General features: G+C 46.4%; 24 protein-coding genes. 15 read left to right on the forward strand and 9 right to left on the reverse strand.

Annotated elements, in window-relative coordinates; genetic code table 11:
- Positions 1-24: 24 nt before the first annotated feature.
- The gene (locus tag IE070_RS13290) at positions 25-1,776 is read right to left on the reverse strand and encodes a DUF885 domain-containing protein (RefSeq protein WP_189483683.1); all 1,752 of its coding nucleotides are present in this window, start codon (positions 1,774-1,776) and stop codon (positions 25-27) included.
- Positions 1,777-2,060: 284 nt separating this feature from the next.
- Between IE070_RS13290 and IE070_RS13295 the strand changes: the two genes are divergently transcribed.
- The 10 genes from IE070_RS13295 to hemB all read left to right on the forward strand — a co-directional run bounded on the left by IE070_RS13295 (position 2,061) and on the right by hemB (position 9,914).
- Positions 2,061-3,083: a GGDEF domain-containing protein gene (locus tag IE070_RS13295; protein WP_189483684.1), complete on the forward strand. Its 1,023-nt coding sequence runs from the start codon at positions 2,061-2,063 to the stop codon at positions 3,081-3,083.
- A gap of 93 nt (positions 3,084-3,176) precedes the next feature.
- The gene (ubiE, locus tag IE070_RS13300; protein ID WP_189483685.1) at positions 3,177-3,932 is read left to right on the forward strand and encodes a bifunctional demethylmenaquinone methyltransferase/2-methoxy-6-polyprenyl-1,4-benzoquinol methylase UbiE; all 756 of its coding nucleotides are present in this window, start codon (positions 3,177-3,179) and stop codon (positions 3,930-3,932) included.
- Positions 3,932-4,537 (forward strand): ubiquinone biosynthesis accessory factor UbiJ, encoded by a 606-nt coding sequence (locus IE070_RS13305; protein ID WP_189483686.1) that lies wholly within the window; start codon positions 3,932-3,934, stop codon positions 4,535-4,537. The genes ubiE and IE070_RS13305 overlap by 1 nt, the downstream gene beginning before the upstream one ends.
- 3 nt (positions 4,538-4,540) lie before the next feature.
- On the forward strand, positions 4,541-6,169 hold the full coding sequence (gene ubiB, locus IE070_RS13310) for a ubiquinone biosynthesis regulatory protein kinase UbiB (RefSeq protein WP_189483687.1): 1,629 nt from the start codon (positions 4,541-4,543) through the stop codon (positions 6,167-6,169).
- A gap of 57 nt (positions 6,170-6,226) precedes the next feature.
- Complete coding sequence (gene tatA / locus IE070_RS13315) at positions 6,227-6,526, forward strand: twin-arginine translocase TatA/TatE family subunit (protein ID WP_189483688.1); 300 nt, start codon at positions 6,227-6,229, stop codon at positions 6,524-6,526.
- Between the two features lie 2 nt (positions 6,527-6,528).
- A complete protein-coding gene (tatB, locus tag IE070_RS13320) occupies positions 6,529-6,903 on the forward strand; it encodes a Sec-independent protein translocase protein TatB (RefSeq protein ID WP_189483689.1) in 375 nt (124 codons plus the stop codon).
- Positions 6,881-7,636 (forward strand): twin-arginine translocase subunit TatC, encoded by a 756-nt coding sequence (gene tatC, locus IE070_RS13325; protein ID WP_189483690.1) that lies wholly within the window; start codon positions 6,881-6,883, stop codon positions 7,634-7,636. The genes tatB and tatC overlap by 23 nt, the downstream gene beginning before the upstream one ends.
- A complete protein-coding gene (locus IE070_RS13330; protein ID WP_189483691.1) occupies positions 7,633-8,124 on the forward strand; it encodes a hypothetical protein in 492 nt (163 codons plus the stop codon). The genes tatC and IE070_RS13330 overlap by 4 nt, the downstream gene beginning before the upstream one ends.
- Position 8,125: 1 nt before the next feature.
- Positions 8,126-8,923, forward strand: coding sequence for a TatD family hydrolase (locus tag IE070_RS13335; RefSeq protein ID WP_189483692.1), 798 nt, complete (start codon positions 8,126-8,128; stop codon positions 8,921-8,923).
- Positions 8,913-9,914 (forward strand): porphobilinogen synthase, encoded by a 1,002-nt coding sequence (gene hemB / locus IE070_RS13340; protein WP_189483693.1) that lies wholly within the window; start codon positions 8,913-8,915, stop codon positions 9,912-9,914. The genes IE070_RS13335 and hemB overlap by 11 nt, the downstream gene beginning before the upstream one ends.
- Before the next feature lie 21 nt (positions 9,915-9,935).
- Here hemB and gppA read toward each other — a convergent pair whose 3' ends face one another.
- Positions 9,936-11,495 carry a guanosine-5'-triphosphate,3'-diphosphate diphosphatase gene (gppA, locus tag IE070_RS13345; protein WP_189483694.1) on the reverse strand — a complete coding sequence of 520 codons (1,560 nt, stop codon included), beginning with the start codon at positions 11,493-11,495 and terminating at the stop codon, positions 9,936-9,938.
- Positions 11,461-12,750, reverse strand: coding sequence for an ATP-dependent RNA helicase RhlB (rhlB, locus tag IE070_RS13350; RefSeq protein ID WP_189483695.1), 1,290 nt, complete (start codon positions 12,748-12,750; stop codon positions 11,461-11,463). The genes gppA and rhlB overlap by 35 nt, the downstream gene beginning before the upstream one ends.
- A gap of 101 nt (positions 12,751-12,851) precedes the next feature.
- Between rhlB and trxA the strand changes: the two genes are divergently transcribed.
- A complete protein-coding gene (gene trxA, locus IE070_RS13355; RefSeq protein WP_189483696.1) occupies positions 12,852-13,178 on the forward strand; it encodes a thioredoxin TrxA in 327 nt (108 codons plus the stop codon).
- A 190-nt stretch (positions 13,179-13,368) separates the two neighbouring features.
- The gene (gene rho, locus IE070_RS13360; RefSeq protein WP_189483697.1) at positions 13,369-14,637 is read left to right on the forward strand and encodes a transcription termination factor Rho; all 1,269 of its coding nucleotides are present in this window, start codon (positions 13,369-13,371) and stop codon (positions 14,635-14,637) included.
- Between the two features lie 13 nt (positions 14,638-14,650).
- Here rho and IE070_RS13365 read toward each other — a convergent pair whose 3' ends face one another.
- The 6 genes from IE070_RS13365 to IE070_RS13390 all read right to left on the reverse strand — a co-directional run bounded on the left by IE070_RS13365 (position 14,651) and on the right by IE070_RS13390 (position 20,664).
- The gene (locus IE070_RS13365; protein WP_229797067.1) at positions 14,651-15,523 is read right to left on the reverse strand and encodes a hypothetical protein; all 873 of its coding nucleotides are present in this window, start codon (positions 15,521-15,523) and stop codon (positions 14,651-14,653) included.
- Positions 15,524-15,614: 91 nt separating this feature from the next.
- Positions 15,615-16,925 (reverse strand): thymidine phosphorylase, encoded by a 1,311-nt coding sequence (gene deoA, locus IE070_RS13370; RefSeq protein WP_189483698.1) that lies wholly within the window; start codon positions 16,923-16,925, stop codon positions 15,615-15,617.
- 8 nt (positions 16,926-16,933) lie between these two features.
- Positions 16,934-17,362, reverse strand: a complete 429-nt coding sequence (locus IE070_RS13375) for a cytidine deaminase (protein WP_189483699.1) — start codon at positions 17,360-17,362, stop codon at positions 16,934-16,936.
- A 63-nt stretch (positions 17,363-17,425) separates the two neighbouring features.
- The gene (locus tag IE070_RS13380; RefSeq protein ID WP_189483700.1) at positions 17,426-18,595 is read right to left on the reverse strand and encodes an MFS transporter; all 1,170 of its coding nucleotides are present in this window, start codon (positions 18,593-18,595) and stop codon (positions 17,426-17,428) included.
- Positions 18,596-18,715: 120 nt separating this feature from the next.
- Positions 18,716-19,498: an amidohydrolase gene (locus IE070_RS13385; protein ID WP_189483701.1), complete on the reverse strand. Its 783-nt coding sequence runs from the start codon at positions 19,496-19,498 to the stop codon at positions 18,716-18,718.
- Positions 19,486-20,664, reverse strand: coding sequence for a methionine aminotransferase (locus IE070_RS13390; RefSeq protein ID WP_189483702.1), 1,179 nt, complete (start codon positions 20,662-20,664; stop codon positions 19,486-19,488). The genes IE070_RS13385 and IE070_RS13390 overlap by 13 nt, the downstream gene beginning before the upstream one ends.
- A gap of 150 nt (positions 20,665-20,814) precedes the next feature.
- Between IE070_RS13390 and IE070_RS13395 the strand changes: the two genes are divergently transcribed.
- The 3 genes from IE070_RS13395 to IE070_RS13405 are packed head-to-tail and all read left to right on the forward strand — an operon-like array spanning position 20,815 to position 22,673.
- A complete protein-coding gene (locus IE070_RS13395; RefSeq protein ID WP_189483703.1) occupies positions 20,815-21,456 on the forward strand; it encodes a methylthioribulose 1-phosphate dehydratase in 642 nt (213 codons plus the stop codon).
- A complete protein-coding gene (gene mtnC, locus IE070_RS13400) occupies positions 21,453-22,127 on the forward strand; it encodes an acireductone synthase (protein WP_189483704.1) in 675 nt (224 codons plus the stop codon). Before IE070_RS13395 ends, mtnC begins: the two co-directional genes overlap by 4 nt.
- A 3-nt stretch (positions 22,128-22,130) precedes the next feature.
- On the forward strand, positions 22,131-22,673 hold the full coding sequence (locus IE070_RS13405) for a 1,2-dihydroxy-3-keto-5-methylthiopentene dioxygenase (RefSeq protein ID WP_189483705.1): 543 nt from the start codon (positions 22,131-22,133) through the stop codon (positions 22,671-22,673).
- The last annotated feature ends 110 nt before the right edge of the window (positions 22,674-22,783 follow it).

Raw genomic sequence — 22,783 nt, forward strand, 5'->3', positions numbered from 1 at the left:
CGCCGGCGAATGCTTTAGAGTATTCTAACGTGCCAGTTTATCAATGATATAGCGATTTACTTGTTGCTCTAATACAGCAAGTGGCACACTGCCGTTACCCAGTACCACAGCATGAAACTCGCGAATATCAAAGCGCTCACCTAATTGTGCTTCGGCCTCTTGGCGTAAACGCTTAATGGTCAGCTCACCAAGTTTGTACGACAGCGCTTGTGCTGGCCAGCTTATGTAACGATCAATCTCTGTTTGCACGTTATGCATAGACAAAGCCGTATTTTCTGCTAAAAAATCAATTGCTTGCTGCCTAGTCCACCCCATGCTGTGCATCCCTGTATCCACCACTAACCTCGCTGCACGCCACATTTCATAGGTTAAACGGCCAAAATTACTATAGGGATCTTGGTAAAACCCCATTTCTAAGCCTAGATACTCAGCATAAAGTCCCCATCCCTCACCAAAGGCCGACGTATAGAACGAGCGACGGAAATCGGCTAACTCGCCCTGCTCTCTTGCTAAGGATATTTGTAAGTGATGACCAGGAACCGCTTCATGTAAGGTTAACGCTTCCATCTCGTATAAAGGTCGGCGATTAAGCGCATAGGTATTAACCCAATAGTATCCTGCTTGATCATCTCGGTTAGCGCCGGCATAACGGCCAGTAGTGTATTTAGGGGCAATTTCTGCAGGTACTTCCACTACGCCATAGGGTGTACGGGGTAATAGGTTAAAAAACCGCGGCAGTTGTGCATCGGCCCGTTTAGATAACCACGCAGCATAGCGCAATAATTCATCTGCCGAGGTGGGGTAAAACTGCGGATCCGTGCGCAAAAATTGAATAAATTCGGCAAAACTTCCGGCATAACCCAAACTATCAATCACGTTTTGCATTTCCGCACGAATACGCTTCACCTCAGCAAGCCCTGTTTGGTGTACTTGCAAAGGTGTAAGCGTTAAGGTGGTGTAATGCTCCAACCGATTTTGATAGAACGCCGCACCATTCGGTAAGCTGCTCGCAGCAATATCCTCACGCGCATTAGGTAAATACTCTTGCACCATAAAGGTGTAGAAAGCCTGATACGCTGGATTTATGTGCGTACGAATTAGCTCAGCAGCTTGATCGCGAAACTGCTGCCATTGGGCATCGTCGATATTGTCAGGCTTACGCTGTAGCGGTTGAAAAAACACACTTTGCTCAGGCGTTGTAGCAACATAAGAAATAATGCTTTGCTCAAAACCAGCTAATACCACTTTAGGCTGGGTAACCCCTTGCGCTAAGCCTTCGCGCATTAATGCCGTTTGTTGTTCCATATAACGCGGTACTGCCGCTAAACGTGCTAAATAGTGTTGGAACTCTTCGGGTTGACGCAAGGCACTTCGTTGAAAACTAAACGCCAGTGTCGTGTGAAAGCCAGACTCGGAGGTCAACGGCGTTAAATGAGATAAAAAGCGATACTGATCAATGTCGTCTGCTAAACGATAAGCCAAAATGGCATGATCGATTTGCTCTTGTTCAGTTAACGTCGTCAAATCAACTGCCAACAAGCGTTGTTGAAGTGCTAAACGTTGCTGTTGCCGCTGTGCCAATGCAGGTAAAGACATATCTAACAACGTATCAGGTTGCGCACGCCCCAGCGCTTGTTCAGTTTGCCAAATATCAGCCGCTAAGGCACTAAAAGATAAAGGTGTTGTCGTTGCCGATGGCGGCGGCGTGTTGCTGGCACAACTGGCTAATAAGGTTACCCCCATTAACACGCCGAGTAACGGGTGAGCTTTTAACATATCAATTCCCTGTTTTTTATTTTCTGTAATTGTAATGGCATAAATTCAATCTAACATGGTTAAGAGCCGCACGAAACACGGTATTGACCGCGTCTGCTGGCCAAAGAATGTTAAAAATAGCTTAACTATCATTTTCCTAGCGGCGTTAAGTTACATGTGAAAATGTGGCAAATTTAAGCATATCTCTGAAATTATTCTTAAAACATATTGCCAGTCACGTTTTATCACGTACTATAGAAATTGTTAATAAACTGCTTTCCGCTAACGGAGCTCTGATTCGTGCTATGAAGTATAAAGATACGATGCAGCAAGCCATGGATAAAGCCGCCCAGGTTGGTGCATTTTTAAGGCACAATCAATTGGCTGCTCATCCTACTAATTATACTGTAGGCTATGAATACATAAGCGGTAATAATATTGAACTATGCCAAGCAATAGAACAGAAGCTTGCTGCCAAAGCACGCTTTGACGATTTTATCATGGCAGAGCTCTATAACCGCTATTTAGTCCCCGAGCAACAACAGCAAGAGCAGTTACTGCAAGATGTATCAGGCATGGTCAGCCGCTTATCGGGTTATACCGATTTAGCTGCCGAAGCAACCGAGAACTTTATCGATCAACTTGATCATACGGTGTTTAAATTGGAGCAGGATGCTTTACCAATGCCACCTGCTTTAGCCGAATTAAAACAAGTCACCTTATCGTATCGTAAACAGCAACAGCAGCTGAATCAGCAATTGCTTAGCGCTAATCAGCAAAGCCATCAACTCCGAAACGAGCTAGAACAATTAAAGCAACAACGCCTTCAAGATCCCCTAACGGGACTGTACAATCGCGTAGCTATGCAAAATCAAGTGGAGTTATGGCTAAGCGAACAACCCGATCGCCGTATTGCCGCTATATCAGTTGATTTAGACCATTTTAGTCGATTTAACCAAGACTATGGCCAAACAATTGGCGATATTATTTTGTCTAAAGTGGCCCGCAAAGTACGTAGCTACGTACAAGAAAGCGGCATGCCAGTTCGTGCAGGCGGAGAGGAGTTCCTACTGTTACTGCCGGATATTGATTTACGTACCGCGGCCGAAATTGCCGAGCAAGTACGTAAGGGTGTTGAAAAACTCCGGTTTATTTCAGCTCGCGATAAAAAAAGCTTACCTAAAGTGACTATTTCATTGGGGGTGGCGTTATACCAAGCATCAGAAAACTGGTATCAATTTTTAGCGCGCACCACCACCGTCATGCAATTAGCAAAACAACGAGGTCGTAATCAAGTCGCAAGTGAAACGATGCTTGCCGCACAATAACGTGGAATTTTCCCCACTTGATTGATTACGGCTGTTGGCTCAACTGGCGTAATCTTTTACACTAGTTGCCTATTAAATTATGCAGGCACTGTTATGAACGAACCTACCTCTCCTACTACCCATTTTGGCTTTAAATCGGTTCCTGCCGAGCAAAAAGTGGCGATGGTCGCCGATGTCTTTCATTCTGTTGCAGCAAAGTACGACATTATGAATGACGTCATGTCGATGGGTATCCATCGCCTATGGAAACGCTTTACCATCGATTGTAGCGGCGTAAGACCAGGACAACAGGTTTTAGATCTGGCGGGCGGGACAGGTGATATCGCCGCATTATTTTCAAAGCGTGTAGGCCCTTCAGGCAAGGTGGTGCTCGCTGATATTAATGAGTCCATGCTAAACGTTGGCCGAGATAAATTACGTGATTTGGGTATTATAAATAATATTGAATTTGTGCAAGCCAATGCTGAAGCATTGCCTTTTACAGACAATAGCTTTGATATCATTTCAATAGGGTTTGGCTTAAGAAATGTTACCGACAAAGATGCAGCACTGCGCTCTATGTTTCGAGTCCTAAAACCAGGTGGCCGCTTACTCGTACTCGAGTTTTCTAAGCCTACCCATGACTGGTTAAGTAAAGCTTATGATGTGTATTCCTTCAGATTATTACCGTTTATGGGGCAACTGATCGCCAACGACAAAGAAAGTTATCAGTACTTGGCAGAATCTATTCGTATGCACCCAGACCAAGAGACGCTTAAACAGATGATGGTAGAGGCGGGTTTTGCCGAAGTAACCTATCATAATCTGACGGGTGGTATTGTCGCATTACATCGAGGATACAAATTCTAATGCTACCGCTGTTACCACAATTGTTATGCGCTGTAGCGGAAAAGCTCAGCCGTAAACTTATTGCTATGGATGCTAACGCAAAGCCTGCGTTGGCAAAGTTACAAGGTAAGCAATTGTCGGTTACCCTACGCGATGTAAAACTCACCTTAGTGTTAAGTGCCACATCAGACGCCTTGTTGTTTAATCAACATGACGAGCCAACGGATTGCCGCATCACCGCTGACATCGCGACACTGAAACAATTACGCGATCCCAGTCAATTAACACGCCTGATTAGAAACGACGCACTACAGATTGATGGCGATCTCCAGGTGGCTCAGCAGTTCTCACAATTCCTACAACAGCTCAATCCCGATTGGCAACATGCGTTGGCTGGTTATGTTGGTGATGCGCTGGCTTACAAAATAAGCCGTACATTGCAGCAAGTTCAACACTATATTCAGCTTAAAGCCAGCCAGCTTGCTCAGGTGCAACGTGAATTAGCCCAAGACGAACTGCTTCTTACCCCCAGTCGGCTTGAAACAGAACAATTTAGCCAGCAACTTAGCGAGCTGCAAGCCAAAGTTGAACGCTTGCGCCGCCAGCTCAACACACTTCAGGAGTAACTGGTGCGGATTAGCCGGTTTTATCAGATCCAAAAAACATTATTGCAATACGGGCTAGATGAGCTGATCCCTGCACATTGGCAACCTTGGTATGCCAAATTACTCCGTCGCAGCGCTTTTTGGTTAAAAAACCGCTATCCAGAGCATAGTTTAGGTGCACGTTTACGATTAGCGCTACAAAGTCTTGGCCCCGTTTGGATTAAGTTTGGGCAAATGCTTTCAACCCGCCGTGACTTATTACCGGCAGCGTTAGTTGATGAGCTCACAATACTACAAGATAACGTTGCGCCATTCCCTGGTGCAGAAGCGCAAACTTTAATTGAGCAAGCACTGGGATTAGGCAATATCGATGAACTTTTTGAACATTTTTCACAAAAACCCTTAGCGTCCGCCTCCATTGCGCAAGTGCATACGGCACAACTAAAGCAAGCGGATGGCAGCTTGGCCGATGTGGTGATTAAAGTAATTCGCCCGGGGATCCGCAAACAAATCGAAGCAGACCTAGCCCTCATGGACAGCCTTGCGGTAATGGCAGCCCGATTCTTACCCGACGGTAAACGCTTAAGGCCACGCGAAGTGGTGGCAGAGTATCGCAAGACCATTTTAGACGAGCTGGATCTGCAGCGCGAAGCAGCAAATGCCATTCAGTTGCGTCGCAACTTTGAGCATTCAGACTCGCTTTACATCCCCTTTGTCTATGCTGATTACAGCCGACATAACGTGATGGTAATGGAACGAATCTATGGCATACCTGTATCAGATATTGCCGCGCTGGAAGCGCAAGGCACCAATATGGAGCTTCTCGCTAAGCGCGGTGTAGAGGTTTTTTTTACTCAAGTATTTCGTGACAGCTTTTTTCATGCCGATATGCACCCAGGCAATATTTTTGTTGCCCGTGAACACCCAGACAATCCTAAGTATATCGGTATCGATTGTGGCATCGTCGGCACCTTAAATGCTGAAGACAAACGTTATTTAGCCGAAAATTTCGTTGCCTTTTTCAACCGTGATTATCGCAAAGTAGCACAATTACATTTAGATTCAGGCTGGGTTCCGGCCCACACCAAAGTGGAAGAGTTTGAAAGCGCCATTCGTACTGTATGCGAGCCGATTTTTCAAAAACCGTTGGCTGAAATTTCGTTTGGCCATGTGTTATTAAACTTATTTAATACCGCTCGACGTTTTGAAATGCAGGTGCAGCCACAATTGGTTTTACTGCAAAAAACCTTACTCTATATTGAAGGCTTAGGCAGACAGCTCTATCCACAATTAGATTTATGGAAAACGGCTAAACCCTTTTTAGAAAACTGGGTCAAACAACAGGTGGGTTTGCCCGCTATCTGGCGTCAGGTAAAAGAAAACCTGCCGTTTTGGGCTGAAAAAATGCCGCAGATGCCTGAGCTATTGCATCGTTATCTGGAGCAGGGCCCCAGACAACAGCAAGCCTTGCTGCTACAAATGCAGCAAATGCAGCAGCAACAACACCAGAGTAAACAGCAAATAATTCACGCTATACTTGCAGCAGCTTGTCTGATTAGTGCTAGTATAGCGTTCACAATAAGTACTGGATGGCTTGCTGCTTCGCTAGGATTAATCGCCGCTTTATTTACGGTAAAAGCGTTGTTGATCTAAATGCACAGTTGAGTAAGTTGCCTCACCACATTTTACGAATTAGACGAGGAAGTTAACATGGGTTTTGGTGGTATTAGTATTTGGAATCTACTTATTATTCTCGCAATCATTGTATTGCTATTTGGTACTAAAAAGCTTCGTGGTATCGGTACTGATCTGGGTTCAGCAATCAAAGGTTTTCGTAATTCCATCAAAGACGAAGACAAAGATAACGATGCAGTAAAACAAGACGAAGACTTTAACACTTCCCCTAAATCAGCACAGATGGTTGAGCACGCTAAACCGCAAGCTGAACAGCCTGCCGCAGCTGCACAAACACCTAGCACGCCTACTACGTCTGACAAAGATAAAGTATAACTATGGGTTTTTGGGAACTGCTGGTAATTGCGGTCGTTGCTCTACTCGTATTAGGGCCAGAACGCCTACCTGGTGCTATCCGAAGTACCATGAAAACAGTACGCAGTATTAAGCAGTTCGGCAATCAAATGCAGGCCGAGCTAAATGATAATCTTCGAGTACATGAACTGCATCAAAAGTTAAAAGATGCCGAAGCAAAAGGGATGCTGGATCTTACCAGCGATGAGCAAGCCGCTATTGACGAATTGACTGCTGCCGCCAATTCAGTAAGACCCGCGAATGCGCAACTTCTCCCTGAAGCGGCAAAACCCACCGCTATTCCTACTCAACCGCTCAGTGAGACCGCTGTAAAAAATGAAAACAAAACCGGATCCTGATAGTCTGTTAGGCCACCTTGTTGAACTGCGTAATAGATTGTTACGCTGTGTTGTCGCCGTATTGCTGGTCTTTATTGCATTGGCCTATTTTGCACGAGATATCTATGCGTTCTTAGCCGAGCCCTTATTGGCGGTTCTCCCAGAAGGCGCCAGTATGATCGCTACCGACGTGGCGGCGCCCTTTTTTGCGCCCTTTAAATTAACGTTCATTGTGGCCATTTGTGTTGCGGTGCCGTATTTGCTATTACAAATGTGGCAATTTATTGCCCCGGCCCTGTACCACAAAGAAAAACGCTTAATGGCACCACTCGTTTTTAGCAGTACTTTACTGTTTTATGCCGGCATTTCCTTCGCCTACTTTATTGTATTTCCACTTGTTTTTGCTTTTTTTACCAGTGTCGCACCTGAGGGCGTAACTATCGCTACAGACATCAGTAGCTACCTTGATTTTGTCCTTAAACTCTTTTTCGCATTTGGCTTATCATTCGAAATTCCTATCGCCATTTTACTGTTAGTGTGGAGTGGCAGTGTTACCCGACAAGCGTTGGCTGAAAAACGTCCTTATATCATCGTGGGGGCTTTTGTGTTGGGTATGCTCTTAACGCCACCCGATGTGTTATCTCAAATTTTATTAGCTATTCCAATGTGTTTATTATTCGAAGTAGGTCTGTGGCTGAGTCGGTTTTATGAACCGAAAACCACCGACGATTCACCTGAGGAACAACAACAATGAACAAAACCTTACTATTAAGCATCTGCGTTTTCAGTGTGCTTCTCAGCCCCTCTCTTGTTGCACAAACCGCAGTTAACTCCGCGATAGAAAAATGCCGTACTGAGCAAAATGCCCTAAAACGTTTAGTCTGCTACGATGAAATTACACTGGGTAATACCGCGACAAACAGACCTGCGGCAACAGCAACTGTTGCCGCTGAACAACAGATTGCCAAGCAACCGGCAACCAGTGAGTTTGGTCGTGAACACAAACAACAAGAAAGTGAAACAGCGGATAAAATATCTGCCATTGTTAGTAAAATCAGTTATAGCCCACGAAGAGAAATGATCATTGAGTTTGATAATGGCCAAGTCTGGCGCCAAACGGCAGCGGGTACCTATATGATAAACGTGGGTGAACGGCATTACATTAAACGCGGCATGTTCGGCTCATTTTATTTAGGTAACGATAATAATAATCGTACATTAAAAGTTAGCCGCGAAAACTAATATGCGCTGGTTTGATACTGGCGTAAATCTTTTTAGCTCACAATTTGCAGGGCAAGAAGCGAGCATCATTGCCACAGCACAAGCGGTTGGGGTGTCGCGCTGCTTGTTAATTGCGAGCGATCTTGCTGAAAGCCATAAAAATAGTCAGTTTTGTCAACACCATAATGGCTGTTACACTACGGCTGGGGTGCATCCGCATCAGGCGGCGCACGTTTCGACAGACTGGGAAAATCAGCTACGCCAGCAACTAGAGCAACCCCACGTCTTAGCGATTGGTGAATGTGGCTTAGACTTTAATCGTGATTTCTCACCACGGCCGCAACAAGAAAACGTCTTTGCGGCCCAACTCACTTTAGCGCAGCAGTATCGTTTACCAGTTTATTTACATGAACGCGATGCTTTTGCTACGCAAGTTGCCATGCTTAACGCGCTACCACCGCCTGCGGGTATCGCCCATTGTTTTACTGGCGATGTGACACAATTAAAAGTGTATCTCGATCTAGGCTTATATATTGGTATTACTGGCTGGCTCTGTGATGAACGGCGTGGCCAAGCATTGCAAGACGCCGTGGCCTACATACCTGCTGATCGGCTTATCTTAGAAACAGACGCACCGTATTTAACCCCAAGAACCATTCGGCCACGGCCTAAATATAATAGTCCTGCACTATTACCCGCTATTGCTGTCGAGTTAGCCCGCATAACGGGCCGCACCGTGCATCACCTGGCCGAACAAAGCTATCAAAACAGTTGTCGTTTACTGCAATTACCTTTTGAGGATACTCCAAATGCACACTAATCGTTATTTTCCGGCCAGCCGCTTGCGCCGTATGCGTGAACATGATTTTAGTCGGCGGTTAATGGCAGAAAACCAACTAACGGTAAATGATTTAATTTATCCCATGTTTATTATTGAAGGCGAAAATAAACGTGAAACCATCACCTCCATGCCGGGCATAGAACGGCTTACCCTCGATCTACTATTACAAGAAGCCAAAGAACTGGTAGTCCTGGGTATTCCCGCTATTGCAATCTTTCCGGTGACGCCGATCGAAAAAAAGTCGTTAATGGCGGAAGAAGCCTGGAATCCTGAAGGCTTAGCACAACGTGCTGTTACCTTACTAAAGGCCCATGTGCCTGAGCTAGGTATTATTACTGATGTAGCATTAGATCCGTTCACTACCCATGGCCAAGATGGCATTATTGATGATACAGGCTATGTCTTGAACGACATCACAACCGAAGCGTTAGTAAAACAAGCACTCTCACATGCCGCAGCAGGGGCGGATATTGTAGCGCCTTCTGACATGATGGATGGCCGTATAGGTGCCATTCGAGAAGCGCTTGAAGAAGCCGGTTTTGTGAATACGCGCATCATGGCGTATTCCGCTAAATACGCGTCTAGCTATTATGGTCCCTTTCGCGATGCAGTGGGTTCAGCAGGCAACTTAAAAGGTGGCAACAAAAAAAATTATCAGATGGATCCCGCCAATAGCGATGAAGCCTTACATGAGGTCGCGATGGATTTGGAAGAAGGTGCCGATATGGTGATGGTCAAGCCGGGCATGCCATATTTAGATATTGTTCGTCGAGTCAAAGACGAGTTTGGCGTGCCAACCTTTGCCTATCAGGTTAGTGGTGAATACGCTATGCATATGGCGGCGATTCAAAACGGTTGGTTAGCCGAACAGCCTGTGGTAATGGAATCGCTACTTGCCTTTAAACGGGCCGGCGCCGATGGCATCTTAACGTATTTTGCAAAACAAGTTGCCATTTGGTTAAAACGCTAACCCAGTACGCACAGCAGCACGTTATTGGCTAATCAACAACTCCCAGCCAGCTTGCTGCTGATACTGTACTTCTTGCTCTAACTCGGCGCGCATTAACGGATGTTGATCTAACCAACCTGCGGGCATGTGCAAAGTAAGTGATTCGGCCTTTGCACTAATATTTACTTGCGGTAAGGCTTCATGCCGACGCCGCATGGATAAAATAACGGCTAAACGCAAAATACGCGTTAGTCGCACCGTTAACAATACTGAGGTCATTGTTTGGCGGGCAATCACTTCACGGGTAATGTCGGCACGATGATTATGTACCAGCGCCATGACTAACTGTTGTTGCGCACGCGTAAAGCCAGGTAAATCTGAATGATTAATAATATAGGCACCATGGTGATGATGGTTTTTATATTCAATCAATAAGCCTAACTCATGTAATAAGGCGCCAGAGCGCAACATACTGTGGCCTTCAAAGCGTTGTAAATCCCAGCGGCTTTGCAACTGCTCTGCAAGCTCTGTCGCCATCTCGGCAACACGTTCAGCATGTTGTTGATCAATGAAATAACGTACCATTAAGCTATTAACGGTACGATTACGCACATTAGTATCTTGCAGCTGCGGTAACATGCTGTATAGCACACCCTCTCTTAGTGCGCCGCCAGATAGGGTCATGCCCTGAATATTCAATTGTCGGAATAACGCAATCAAGATCGCCAACCCTGAAGCAAAAACTTGTTTACGCTCTTGCGCGAGCCCTGAAATATTCAACTGCTCAACCGGGCCACACGCCATCGCTTGCTGCATAATATCTTCTAAGCGCTGCAAGGTAATTACTTCGTCTTTACCTTGAGCAACTAGAATTTCTTGCATCGCTTGAACCGTGCCTGACGCCCCCACGGCAATTTGCCACCCTTCGGCAATAAATTGCTGCTGCATAGGCTTAATCGCCACTTCTGCGGCAGCAATAGCCGCATGAAAGTTTTCTTCGCTTAATTGTTGATCACTAAAGAAACGTTCCAGAAAGGTCACACAGCCCATATTTAAACTGCTTAACAGTTTTGGCGTGAACCCCTGACCTATTACCACTTCAGTACTGGCGCCGCCAATATCAATGACCAGACGATTGCTATCGCTATTTGAGGTATGTGCCACGCCCAAGTAGATTATCCGGGCTTCATCTTCACCGCTGATCACTTGGACTTTTTGCCCAAGAATCGCTTCGGCTTCTTGCAGAAAGGTTTTAACGTTTTGCGCCAAGCGCAAGGTCGCGGTACCAACTATACGAATGTTTTGTGGGGGAATGTCTTGTAAACGCTCAGCAAACAGCGCCAAACATTCCCAGCCGCGCTTCATGGCTTTGTGGCTTAACACAAGATTGTCATTTAACCCAGCGGCTAAACGCACTTTGCGCTTCACTCGGCCAATAACTTGCACTGAGCCGCCAACTACCTTCACCATTAGCATGTGAAAACTGTTGGAGCCAAGATCAATCACCGCATAGATATCGCTATGCGGTGAGTTAGCCAGCGCAGCTAAATCGCTGCCTTGCTGCGTGCTAGCGAGGGCGGCTGCGCGGAGATCGTGAGCCATTGTTAGTGCGCCCGTTGTTACTTCTACCACCTGAACCCGTTCTAGCTTGACCAGGACGACGCCTAACGCGTGGTTTGGGTGGAGTGAGATCGGTGAGCAATGCCTCAGCGTCGTACTGCGTCACTGCAATAGGATGCCGGATATACTCTTCAATTGCCGTGAGATTTAAAGCATAGCGCTCGCAGGCAAAACTTATGGCTTTACCACTTTCGCCAGCTCGCCCCGTACGACCAATACGATGCACATAATCTTCACAATCGTCGGGTAAATCATAATTAAAGACATGGCTTACTTTTGGTATGTGAAGGCCACGTGCTGCGACATCGGTAGCCACTAAAATATCTAGCTTACCGGTAGTAAAATCATCTAAAATTTTCAGGCGTTTTTTCTGAATCACGTCGCCGGTTAATAAACCTACACGGTGGCCATCGGTATCTAACCAATGATACACATCTTCACAGGCATGTTTCGTATTGGCAAAAACAATTGCTTTGTCTGGCCACTCTTCTTCGAGCAGGGTTAATAACAAAGGCATTTTGTGCTCATGAGCAGGATAGAACAGTTCTTCACTGATCCGGCTACCTGTCATTTCCTCTGGCGCAATGTGGATATGCACGGGCTGATTCATTTTCTCAAAAGCCAGCTCTTGCACTTTGTAAGACAAGGTGGCCGAAAATAATAAGCTCAACCGTTCCGTTACTGGCGGCATCCGATTAAACATAAAACGAATGTCTTTGATGAAGCCTAAATCAAACATGCGATCGGCTTCATCTAGCACAACCACTTGGATTTGCGACAATTCAAACAAGCCTTGCTTTAGATAATCAATTAAGCGACCCGTGGTGCCAATTAAAATATCAACACCCTGCTCCAACAATTGGCGTTGAGAATCGTAACCCTCGCCCCCATAAATCAAACCAAGGCGCAGATTTGATTTTTGTGCCAAGATAACGGCGTCGTTATGGATCTGAACAGCCAGCTCTCGCGTAGGAGCCATAATAATGGCACGAGGTTGACCAGAACCTTTAGGTTCATGGGTTAACAGGTGATGAAAGGTGGCGGTTAAAAACGCCAACGTTTTACCTGTCCCTGTTTGCGCCTGACCGGCAATATCTTTACCTGCTAAAGCAAGGGGTAAACATTGCGCTTGAATTGGCGTACAATAGCTATAACCTTGAGCGTTTAGCGCGTCAAGAACCTGTGGCGCCAATGCGAAATCGGCGAATTTATGCGATGTTAAGTGTGTTTTATTCATACCTGCCTAGCATAACTGTTACGCTTGCAATAAGAAACAGCCGCGATTAAATTGATAACATATTTTAGCAGTGTAACTGCACAGCCTTAACGGAGAAATAGATGAGCGAACATATTTTACAGGTTTCTGACGACAGTTTTGAAACTGACGTGGTAAAAGCAGAAGTCCCGGTACTGGTAGACTTTTGGGCAGAATGGTGTGGGCCTTGTAAAATGATCGCGCCAATTCTGGACGATGTTGCTGCTGAATACGCAGGCAAAGTGACTGTTGCCAAAGTAAATATTGACCAAAACCCTAATACACCGCCTAAATTCGGTATTCGTGGTATTCCCACGTTATTACTGTTTAAAAATGGCCAGGTTGCGGCAACTAAAGTAGGCGCCCTGTCTAAAACACAGCTTAAACAATTTTTAGATGCCAACATCTAAACTGAAATAAGGCGTATTTTTGTACGCCTTTTTTCATTGTCTGCTGGACGTACGTTGACGCAGCTGCTATTGTGTGTAGCAGCAAAATTCTTTAACCACGCTTGTCTGTCGAAAAAACCAACTTCTATCCCATTTTTTTATCGAGCTGATAAGCATTTACTCTGTTTTTACCAACAAGAATCCATCAAATATGCATTTAACAGAACTGAAACTGAAGCCAATTAGCGAGCTGGTTGAGTTAGCTGAGTCTATGGGCCAAGAAAACATGGCCCGTTTGCGCAAGCAAGACATTATTTTCGCCATTCTTAAAGCCCATGCCAAAAACGGTGAAGAAATTTACGGCGACGGCGTGCTAGAAATTTTACAAGACGGCTTCGGCTTTCTGCGCTCCTCAGACAGTTCTTATTTAGCGGGTCCAGACGATATTTACGTATCACCCAGCCAAATTCGCCGTTTTAATCTGCGTACGGGTGATAGCATCTCAGGGTTAATCCGGCCACCAAAAGAAGGTGAGCGTTACTTTGCCTTGTTAAAAGTGAGCGAAGTTAACTTTGGCAAACCTGAACATGCCCGTAACAAGATTTTATTTGAAAACTTAACGCCGCTGCATGCCAACTCACGTTTGCGTATGGAGCGAGGTAATGGCAGCCGCGAAGACATTACTGCACGCGTATTAGACTTAGCTTCACCTATTGGGCGAGGTCAGCGTGGCTTAATCGTTGCGCCGCCCAAAGCCGGTAAAACTATTTTACTGCAAAACATTGCTCAATCTATCGCGGCTAACCATCCGGAATGCGTACTGATGGTATTGCTTATCGATGAGCGGCCAGAAGAAGTGACTGAAATGCAGCGCTTAGTCAAAGGCGAAGTTGTCGCCTCTACCTTTGATGAGCCGGCCAGCCGCCATGTACAAGTGGCAGAAATGGTCATTGAAAAAGCCAAACGTTTGGTTGAACACAAAAAAGACGTTATTATTTTATTAGATTCCATTACACGCCTAGCGCGCGCCTACAACACCGTAATTCCTAGTTCTGGCAAGGTATTAACCGGTGGTGTCGATGCTAACGCACTACACAAACCAAAACGTTTTTTTGGTGCTGCGCGTAATGTTGAAGAAGGGGGTAGCTTAACGATTATTGCTACCGCTCTAGTAGATACCGGTTCAAAAATGGACGAGGTTATTTACGAAGAGTTTAAAGGCACGGGTAACATGGAGCTGCATCTGTCGCGGAAAATAGCTGAGCGTCGGGTATTCCCCGCAATCGACTTTAACCGCTCAGGTACCCGTCGTGAAGAGCTATTAGCCTCACCAGAAGAGCTACAAAAAATGTGGATCCTGCGTCGTATTCTGCATCCGATGGATGAAACAGATTGCATGGAATTTTTAATCGATAAATTGTCCATGACTAAAACGAACGATGAATTCTTCGATGCCATGAAACGACAAAAATCATCTTAAAACTGAACCGGCCTTAAGGCCGGTTTTTTTTCGCCATATCTTGGCGAACCTCTTCAAATTTCGGCATTAACAGCGCACGAGCCTGTTGATCTAGCCAAGAAAATAACACTTCTGCGTAATCATCCGCTTGCCATAACGCCGGTAGTAGCTGATTAATATCGTTAATTACCCGCTCGCCTAACGTCGTTTTATTGCAAGTTACATACCTTAAAGAAAAAAACTCAGTACCCGAAATAGCCGTACTGACAATCGTCGGGGCGGTTGTAATCGCACGCTGAAAAAATTGAATGCGTTCGGGATACTCAATCACGTAATCCAACCTACCTGAGGTTAATAACGCGGCAACATTCAGCCCACTGCTAAATTCATTCGCCAACAAGGTGGCTTCTGGGTGCTGAATTACCGAAGATATGACATCAGGATAATATCGATTGGGTTGATAAGCCCCCAATAGCTGCTGATTGAATGCGATTTTGGTTAAATCAATATACTGTTGATCACCCACAATGGCTGCAACCTTGCTACCTGCCACATAATTTATGGCAAACCCTGAGCCAATAGCGATTGGTAGCGAATAATAGCGTGTAGTAGCGCGCTGCTCGGTAAATGAGCTGCCAATCACACATACCGTTATGTGGGTACTTAGAAGAAGCGGCTCAATACGTCCTAGACTGGTTAATTGTATTTCGTGCTGATAGTGCGGCAATAAACGACTTAAACGCGTTTGTAATACATCAAAGGTTCCCTGACCCGCCAGTGGCCCATCAACAATTTGGTGTGGCGCCCAATCTGTTTGCAACCACACCACCTTTTGCTGTTGGGCAAGAACGTCGTTTGCGGCTGATAACAATAATGCTGCTAGCAGCAAGGTGATCCGTTTACACACATGAACTCCTTTTCTGACCACTTACCCGACACCGGAAAAGTCTGTTTATTCACCGATTTGCTGCTACATAAACGCATTAAAGATGTTTTGATTAGCCTATTTGTTGATGGACTAAAGGCATGAGGTTATCGGCCTCAAAACGGCAAGCTGCTAAGTATTCTTGGGTAGCTTGTGTTGCTGCGGCAACAGACGCAGCATGAACCATTGCCAACGGTTGACCTGCGGTTACCGCAGTACCTGCTGGCACAATAGCACTAAACCCTACAGCCGGATCAATTTGCTGCGCCGGATGTGAGCGCCCACCACCTAATCTTACCACTGCCATGCCTAAACCTACGGTATTAGTATAGTGCAGCTCTCCACTTTGTGGCGCTAAAATAGGCATAACTACTGGTGCTGCAGCCAAATACTGGGTTGGTCGTTCCAGTAAATCGGTTGGTCCACCCATAGCCGCAACCATTTTAGCAAAAATATCTGCCGCCTTACCCGAGCTTAAACTCTGCTCTAACGCTGCAATAGCCGACGCTTTGTCTTGGTATAATTTGCCTAACAGCAACATATTAGCACCCAGTTCCAATGTCAGTTGATGCAAGCGCGGCTCGCGGTATTTACCAGTCAAGTAATCCAATGTTTCAATCACTTCAAGCGCATTACCGGCAGTCGTACCCAAAATTTGGTTCATATCGGTAATCAGCGCGCGCGTCGCTACGCCTGCACCGCTTGCCGTATTAACAATGCTGTTCGCCAACGCCTGCGCATCGTTAGCGGTTGCCATAATCGCGCCGTTGCCAACTTTGACATCCATCACTAACGCATCGAGGCCCTCTGAGAGCTTTTTCGATAAGATTGAAGCGGTGATTAACGGAATTGACTCAACCGTCGCCGTCACATCACGAATCCCGTATAAACGGCGATCAGCGGGTGCTAACTCGCTACTTTGCCCCACAATGACACAGCCTAATTCGGGTAACAATTGTTGAATACGGCTCAACGATTGGGTGCAACTGTAACCAGGGATCGCTTCTAATTTATCTACCGTACCGCCGGTATGTCCTAAGCCGCGACCAGCAATGCTTGGCATATAAGCGCCGCATGCTGCCACCATGGGGGCCAACATTAAGGTCACCTTGTCACCTACCCCCCCCGTGCTATGTTTATCCACAACCGGGCCATGCAGCTTACCTTGCCAGTTTAATACGGTGCCTGAATCGCGCATCGCCAGCGTTAAGGCCACGGTTTCTGGTACTGACATACCATTTAAATAAATAGACATAGCCAGCGCAGCAGCTTGGCTGTCGCTGAAGCTATCATCGGTTAAGCCCTGCACAAACTGCTTAATTTCGGCCTCTGTTAACGCGTTACCGTTCCGTTTGCTTTTAATAATTTCCTGTGGAATTGCCATAGTGTTATTTATTCCTGCTTCATTTTATTGCTAGCCGCCAAATAGGTCGGGGTAAAGGCATCGGGTAATAATTGCTGTAATGTCCAGCTTTGCTGTTGTCCAAGATGATTACAACTGGCAATAGGGCTGTCAGGGAGAAAAAACTCAGCAATGACCTGACGACAAATACCGCAAGGCGGCGTCAGTTTTTCTTGTGGGGTGTACACCATCACGGCGTGAAATTTTCGTTGCCCCGCTACAACAGCAGCAGCGATAGCGTTTCGCTCGGCACACACTGTACCGCCATAAGAGGCGTTTTCAACATTACAACCGGTAAAAATTTGGCCATTTTCAGCCAGTACTGCTACGCCTACCGGAAATTGACTATAGGGCGCATAGGCTTGCGCTGCAGCATCTTTAGCAGCCGCTTGTAGGGCTGCCCAATTAATTGTTGTCAAGGCAAAAGTCTCTATTGCTAATGGGCATACAGTTTTGCCTTGTTTTGCTTGGCGGTCAAGCTTTCACGCCGCTAAGCGGCGTAGTCTTTGATAAAATAATACAATCATCAGCAATAACCAGCCACACGCCAGCGGCACCAGCCAATAGGCTTGCAAAATTCCCGCCTGTTGCGCCCATAATCCTGTGGCTAAACCGGCAAATTGAAAACCAATCGAGCTACCAATACTGGCCACCCCCGACAATACTGGACCATTATCACTATCAATATCCATAACGGTTGCTAGCATTAATGGAAACAACCCACCTACCCCTAAGCCCAGCAGCAAATTGCCTAACATTAACAATGTTACGCTAGGGCTAAATACAATGCATAAAGCGCCTGTTAGCGCTAAGGCACCTAACATCAGCATTAATACCCCTGCACTGACCCAGCGCAACAGCAAGGCAAACCCTAAACGGCTGAGTACCATGCCCCCCGTAAACCACGCTAATAATAAGCGAGCTTGCTCAGACGCCAATCCTAGCCCATCGACAGCATAGCTCACAAACCAGTTTCCATGGCCCCACTCTGCGGCCCCGTAGCCAATCATCACCAGCAATAACAGCATAAACAACGGTTGGCGTAAAATGGCCGCGTAAGACAAACTTTGTCCCTGAGTACTCACACTGAGCCCCAGCACAGGATGTGCTTTTGCCACCTGCCAACTGTATAGCCCCACCACCAATAAACCCACAGCAATAATCCGGACTGGCCAGCGCCAATCATCCAACACCCAAAACAGTGCCACCACCCAGAGGGGTGCGGCCAAGGTGCCTAAGCTAAACATAAAATCCATTAAGCCCATCATTGCTGCGCGCTTATTGGCAAATAGCCGCGCAATTAATGTATGACCAATGGTGAACATAATGGAATAGGTCATACCCACCAAAATAATCAGTGGCAGCAACAAATACCAAGAAGGAATGATCGACAGCAGTAATAGTAAAACAACTTCGCACAGGGCGAGCGCGCCAAATAACCGCAAAAAATGAAATTTCTGTGCGTACTTACCGCCTAAAATAGCACCAATAATGGTACCGACAGACATTAAACTAAAGAACAAGCCGCTAATTGTCGCCGACATCCCTAATGCAGCCGCCATATCGGGTAATAGCAAACCCCATAAAATAATTAAATTACCTAAAATAAAAAAACCGCTAAAAATCACTGCGGTCGGCGCACTGCGCGACATAACTTGCTCCAAAAATCAAGCCGGCAAAAGCCGGCCGAGGTTAAGAAAAAAACAGTCATCATAATAGTAGCAAGCGCGATAATCATGGTATCACCAGCATGTTGCCCCAAAACAGGTGGCTTAGTGCATGCCTAACCTAAAATGATCCGCGTCTAGATGTGCTGGAAACTGCTGTCGAAATGTAGCAAGCGCGGCTAAATCGGCCTCAGCATAAAGCACACCATGCTCCGACGGCGCCAACTCAGCTAAAGGTTGCCCCAAGTAATCCACAATTAAACTGTCACCCGCATAGGATATTCCCTTCCCGTCTTCTCCTACGCGGTTACAGCCAAATACAAAGGCCTGATTCTCGATTGCGCGAGCTTGCAACAGTAGCCACCAGGCTCTGCTGCGCACCGCAGGCCAATTCGCCACATATACTATGGCATCATAATCTGTACAATTGCGACTAAAAACTGGAAAACGTAAGTCGTAACATACTTGTAGTAATAACCGACAGCCCCGAAAAAGCACAATTACCCGCTCACTACCGGCTTGATATGCCTTATGCTCGCCGGCCATCCGAAACAAATGTCGTTTATCGTAATGCTGGATCTGGCCATCTGGCTGCACAAAATACAAGCGGTTTACGTAAGTACCTTCCGCAGTTTTTACCGCCAACGAACCTGTTATGGCGGCCTGAAGGCGTTTAGCCTGCTCAATTAACCACGATAAGGCAGGGCCGGGCTCAGTTTCGGCAATCTCGGCACTGGCCATACTAAAACCGCTGGCAAACATTTCAGGCAACACCACTAAATCAACTGGCTTAAGTGCGGCTAATTGTTCAGTTAATTGCTGCAAATTCGCTTGGCAATCTTGCCATACCAAATGCGTTTGGATTACGGCAACCCTTAAAGTTGACATAAGCGCTCCGCCGCTGCATGCAAGGTGGCGTGTTGTTTCGCAAAACACAAGCGGACGATACGCGCGTCAGAGCCTTGCTGATAAAATACCGAAAGTGGAATAGCCGCAACCTTGTGTTCAATGGTTAACCATTGACAAAAAGCACTGTCAGACAGTGTTGGCGCTATCGCCGAATAATCTACTAACTGAAAATAGGTACCTTGACAAGGCAATAACTGAAAACGACTGTCGGCAAGCGCCTGGGCAAAAACATCGCGCTTTTGCTGATAAAACTGTCCAAGATTGGTCACCTGTTCCGGATGCTGCTGCAACATCTCAGCAATAGCATACTGCGCCGGCGTAAAACTGGCGAAGGTAACATATTGATGGATTTTCCGAAACTCAGCAGTTAACGCCGCGGGTGCAATGGCATACCCTAGTTTCCACCCCGTAACATGAAAAGTCTTGCCAAACGAGGAGACAATAACACTGCGCGCGGCTAGCGCCGCAAAACAATGCGCACTGCGCTGTGGCTGTGCATCAAATACCATATGCTCATACACTTCATCACTAATGCAGTATAAATTATGTTGGCAAACCAATTGTTCCAACGCCAACCAATCGGCCTGGCTAAATACCATCCCCGTGGGATTATGGGGGCTATTAACAATAATTACGCGTGTTCGCGCGGTTATAGCAGCCGCCACCTGTTGCCAGTTCACCCGATACTGCGGTGCATCTAAACGTATATGCACAGACTTACCGCCAGCGAGTTGGATGGCTGGGGCATAACTATCATAAGCCGGATCAAAAAGGATAACCTCATCACCCGGCTGCACTAACATCTGAATCGCCACAAATAACGCTTCGGTAGCCCCCGACGTCACCGTGATCTCCTCTGCAGCACACAGCTGTCGTTGATAACAGCGTGCTGTTAACGCAGCAATTTGTTCACGCAATACCATCACCCCGGGCATTGGCGCGTATTGATTAAATCCTGCCTGGCTATACCGTGCCAAATTGGCCAGCAAACTGGCATCGGCAGGAAAATCGGGGAAACCCTGAGATAAATTAATCGCATCATGGCTGGCTGCAAGCTGCGACATCTGACTAAAAATGGTGGTACCTACCGCAGGTAACTTGGAGATTATCGACATAATGGCAGAAAACGTTGCGAAAATTGACATCAATGCTATCATTTGGCAGGTTTCAAGTATAGACATCTAAACGTTCAAACGTTTAGCAATCAAATCAATACCAACAGCCATAACACACGCGTTAACACAGACATTACTGTAATAAGTCACTGTTTTAAACTAGGGTGATAACAACACACTATGAATAGCACCGCACATGTACAACAACTCAATCCCAATGCTATTGCCTTGTGTAGCTTAGGTCGCTGGATAGCGAGTCGTCATTGGGTACCGGCAACTGGTGGCAACTTTTCAATTCGCCAAGGTGACAATATGGCGCTCGTTACCGCCTCTGGCAAAGATAAAGGCGAGCTAAGCCCACAAGATTTATTGCCTGTATCGTGGCAAGGTGCGCAATTAACTAGCCCATTAGGTACCCCCTCGGCAGAAACGGCCTTGCATGCTCAGCTATATCAATTAGATCCCGCGATCAAAGTCGTGCTGCATACCCATTCCGTTAGCGCCACCGTGTTTTCTAGGATCATCACTGCGCCACAGCATGCGTTTATCGGTTACGAAATGCAAAAAGCCATTAGTGGCATTAATAGCCACGAACAGGCTTTACCCTTGACCATTTTTGAGAACACCCAAGATATTTCGGCGTTAGCGCAACAGGTGCAACAACGTTGGTACCAACAGCCTTTGCATTTTGGGTTGCTCGTACGAGGTCACGGCCTTTATGTATGGGGGCATAGCCTGGAGCAAGCAAAAAGGCATTTAGAAGGGTGGGAATTTCTTATAAACTGCGAACTAGAGTACCTTAAGTTAACAGGAAAGCCGTGAAGTATTCCGCTATTATTACCGACATCGAAGGCACCACCAGCCGCATCAGTTTTGTTACCGACGTGCTGTTTCCGTATGCCCGGCAGCATCTACCCGACTTTGTGCGCAGCCAGCAACAGCTTCCCGAAGTAGCGCAGGAACTGGCTGCCGTGCGCCAACAATTACAGGCACCCGATGCGGATGTTGAGCAATGCATTAACGCCCTAATCAGCTGGTTGGATGCAGATCAAAAAATTACCCCGTTAAAAAGCCTTCAAGGCATGGTGTGGCGTGCCGGTTACCAGCAGGGCCACTTTACGGGCCATCTTTATCCCGACGTTATTGCGCAATTACAAGCATGGCATGCGCAAGGCATTAATCTGTATATTTATAGTTCGGGATCGGTCGCTGCGCAGCAATTATTATTTCACTATAGTGATGCTGGCGATTTAACGCCTTTGCTCAGTGGGTATTTTGATACTCGTATTGGCGCCAAGCGTGAATTGTCTAGCTATGCCGCTATTTTACAACAATTGCAGCTACCGCCTAACCAAGTCTTGTTTTTATCCGATGTGATCGCCGAATTAGATCCTGCCAGAGCACTAGGCATCGCAACAGTGCAATTAATTCGTGAACAGCAAGCACCGAGCGATCACCCTACCGCCCATGACTTTTATCAAATAGAGGTCTGATCCATGAGCTCATTACATATCTTTGCACTACACCAACCTACTGAGCCGCTGTTTGTGACCGAAGACGTGACAGACATTGCCGCACACTTGCAACAACATGGTATTCGTTTTGAACAATGGCGCGCTACGGCAGCCATCGATGCGCACAGCAGCACCGAACAGGTACTAACTGCCTACGCCGATGCGATTGCGCGTTTACAGCAACAAGAAGGCTATGTTGCGGTTGATGTGATTTCGTTAAGCCCAGATCATCCAGACAAAGCCGCCTTACGGCAGAAGTTTTTAGATGAACATATTCACACCGAAGATGAAGTACGGTTTTTTGTGCGCGGCCAAGGCTTATTTTGCCTGCATTTAGGCGACAAAGTGTATCAAGTCCTCTGTAAGCAACACGATCTTATCAGTGTCCCCGCCAATACCCCACATTGGTTTGATATGGGCTCGTCGCCCGATTTTACGGCTATCCGCTTTTTTAACAATCCACAAGGTTGGGTGGCGCACTTTACAGGCAGCACCCTCGCACGTCAGTTTCCGTTATTAAACTAAACACTACGCGGGCTGCATTTATGCTGTGCAGCCCCTGTTAAACCGCACTAAACTCCGTACGCACTGCCTTTATCAACGCTATTTTTATATAATGGTTCAGCTCTTGCATT

Source organism: Alishewanella tabrizica, from assembly GCF_014652375.1.
Taxonomy (GTDB): Bacteria; Pseudomonadota; Gammaproteobacteria; order Enterobacterales; family Alteromonadaceae; genus Alishewanella; species Alishewanella tabrizica.

Excerpts from the sequence above, each read along its gene's own strand:
- IE070_RS13395 (WP_189483703.1), top strand. The coding sequence starts at position 20,815 with ATGAATAGCACCGCACATGTACAACAACTCAATCCCAATGCTATTGCC.
- ubiE (WP_189483685.1), top strand. The coding sequence starts at position 3,177 with ATGAACGAACCTACCTCTCCTACTACCCATTTTGGCTTTAAATCGGTT.
- rhlB (WP_189483695.1), bottom strand. The coding sequence starts at position 12,750 with ATGAATAAAACACACTTAACATCGCATAAATTCGCCGATTTCGCATTG.
- IE070_RS13295 (WP_189483684.1), top strand. The coding sequence starts at position 2,061 with ATGAAGTATAAAGATACGATGCAGCAAGCCATGGATAAAGCCGCCCAG.
- tatB (WP_189483689.1), top strand. The coding sequence starts at position 6,529 with ATGGGTTTTTGGGAACTGCTGGTAATTGCGGTCGTTGCTCTACTCGTA.
- IE070_RS13335 (WP_189483692.1), top strand. The coding sequence starts at position 8,126 with ATGCGCTGGTTTGATACTGGCGTAAATCTTTTTAGCTCACAATTTGCA.
- IE070_RS13405 (WP_189483705.1), top strand. The coding sequence starts at position 22,131 with ATGAGCTCATTACATATCTTTGCACTACACCAACCTACTGAGCCGCTG.
- hemB (WP_189483693.1), top strand. The coding sequence starts at position 8,913 with ATGCACACTAATCGTTATTTTCCGGCCAGCCGCTTGCGCCGTATGCGT.
- tatC (WP_189483690.1), top strand. The coding sequence starts at position 6,881 with ATGAAAACAAAACCGGATCCTGATAGTCTGTTAGGCCACCTTGTTGAA.
- gppA (WP_189483694.1), bottom strand. The coding sequence starts at position 11,495 with ATGGCTCACGATCTCCGCGCAGCCGCCCTCGCTAGCACGCAGCAAGGC.
- IE070_RS13305 (WP_189483686.1), top strand. The coding sequence starts at position 3,932 with ATGCTACCGCTGTTACCACAATTGTTATGCGCTGTAGCGGAAAAGCTC.
- IE070_RS13290 (WP_189483683.1), bottom strand. The coding sequence starts at position 1,776 with ATGTTAAAAGCTCACCCGTTACTCGGCGTGTTAATGGGGGTAACCTTA.
- tatA (WP_189483688.1), top strand. The coding sequence starts at position 6,227 with ATGGGTTTTGGTGGTATTAGTATTTGGAATCTACTTATTATTCTCGCA.
- deoA (WP_189483698.1), bottom strand. The coding sequence starts at position 16,925 with ATGGCAATTCCACAGGAAATTATTAAAAGCAAACGGAACGGTAACGCG.
- IE070_RS13380 (WP_189483700.1), bottom strand. The coding sequence starts at position 18,595 with ATGTCGCGCAGTGCGCCGACCGCAGTGATTTTTAGCGGTTTTTTTATT.
- trxA (WP_189483696.1), top strand. The coding sequence starts at position 12,852 with ATGAGCGAACATATTTTACAGGTTTCTGACGACAGTTTTGAAACTGAC.
- rho (WP_189483697.1), top strand. The coding sequence starts at position 13,369 with ATGCATTTAACAGAACTGAAACTGAAGCCAATTAGCGAGCTGGTTGAG.
- IE070_RS13390 (WP_189483702.1), bottom strand. The coding sequence starts at position 20,664 with ATGTCAATTTTCGCAACGTTTTCTGCCATTATGTCGATAATCTCCAAG.
- IE070_RS13385 (WP_189483701.1), bottom strand. The coding sequence starts at position 19,498 with ATGTCAACTTTAAGGGTTGCCGTAATCCAAACGCATTTGGTATGGCAA.
- IE070_RS13330 (WP_189483691.1), top strand. The coding sequence starts at position 7,633 with ATGAACAAAACCTTACTATTAAGCATCTGCGTTTTCAGTGTGCTTCTC.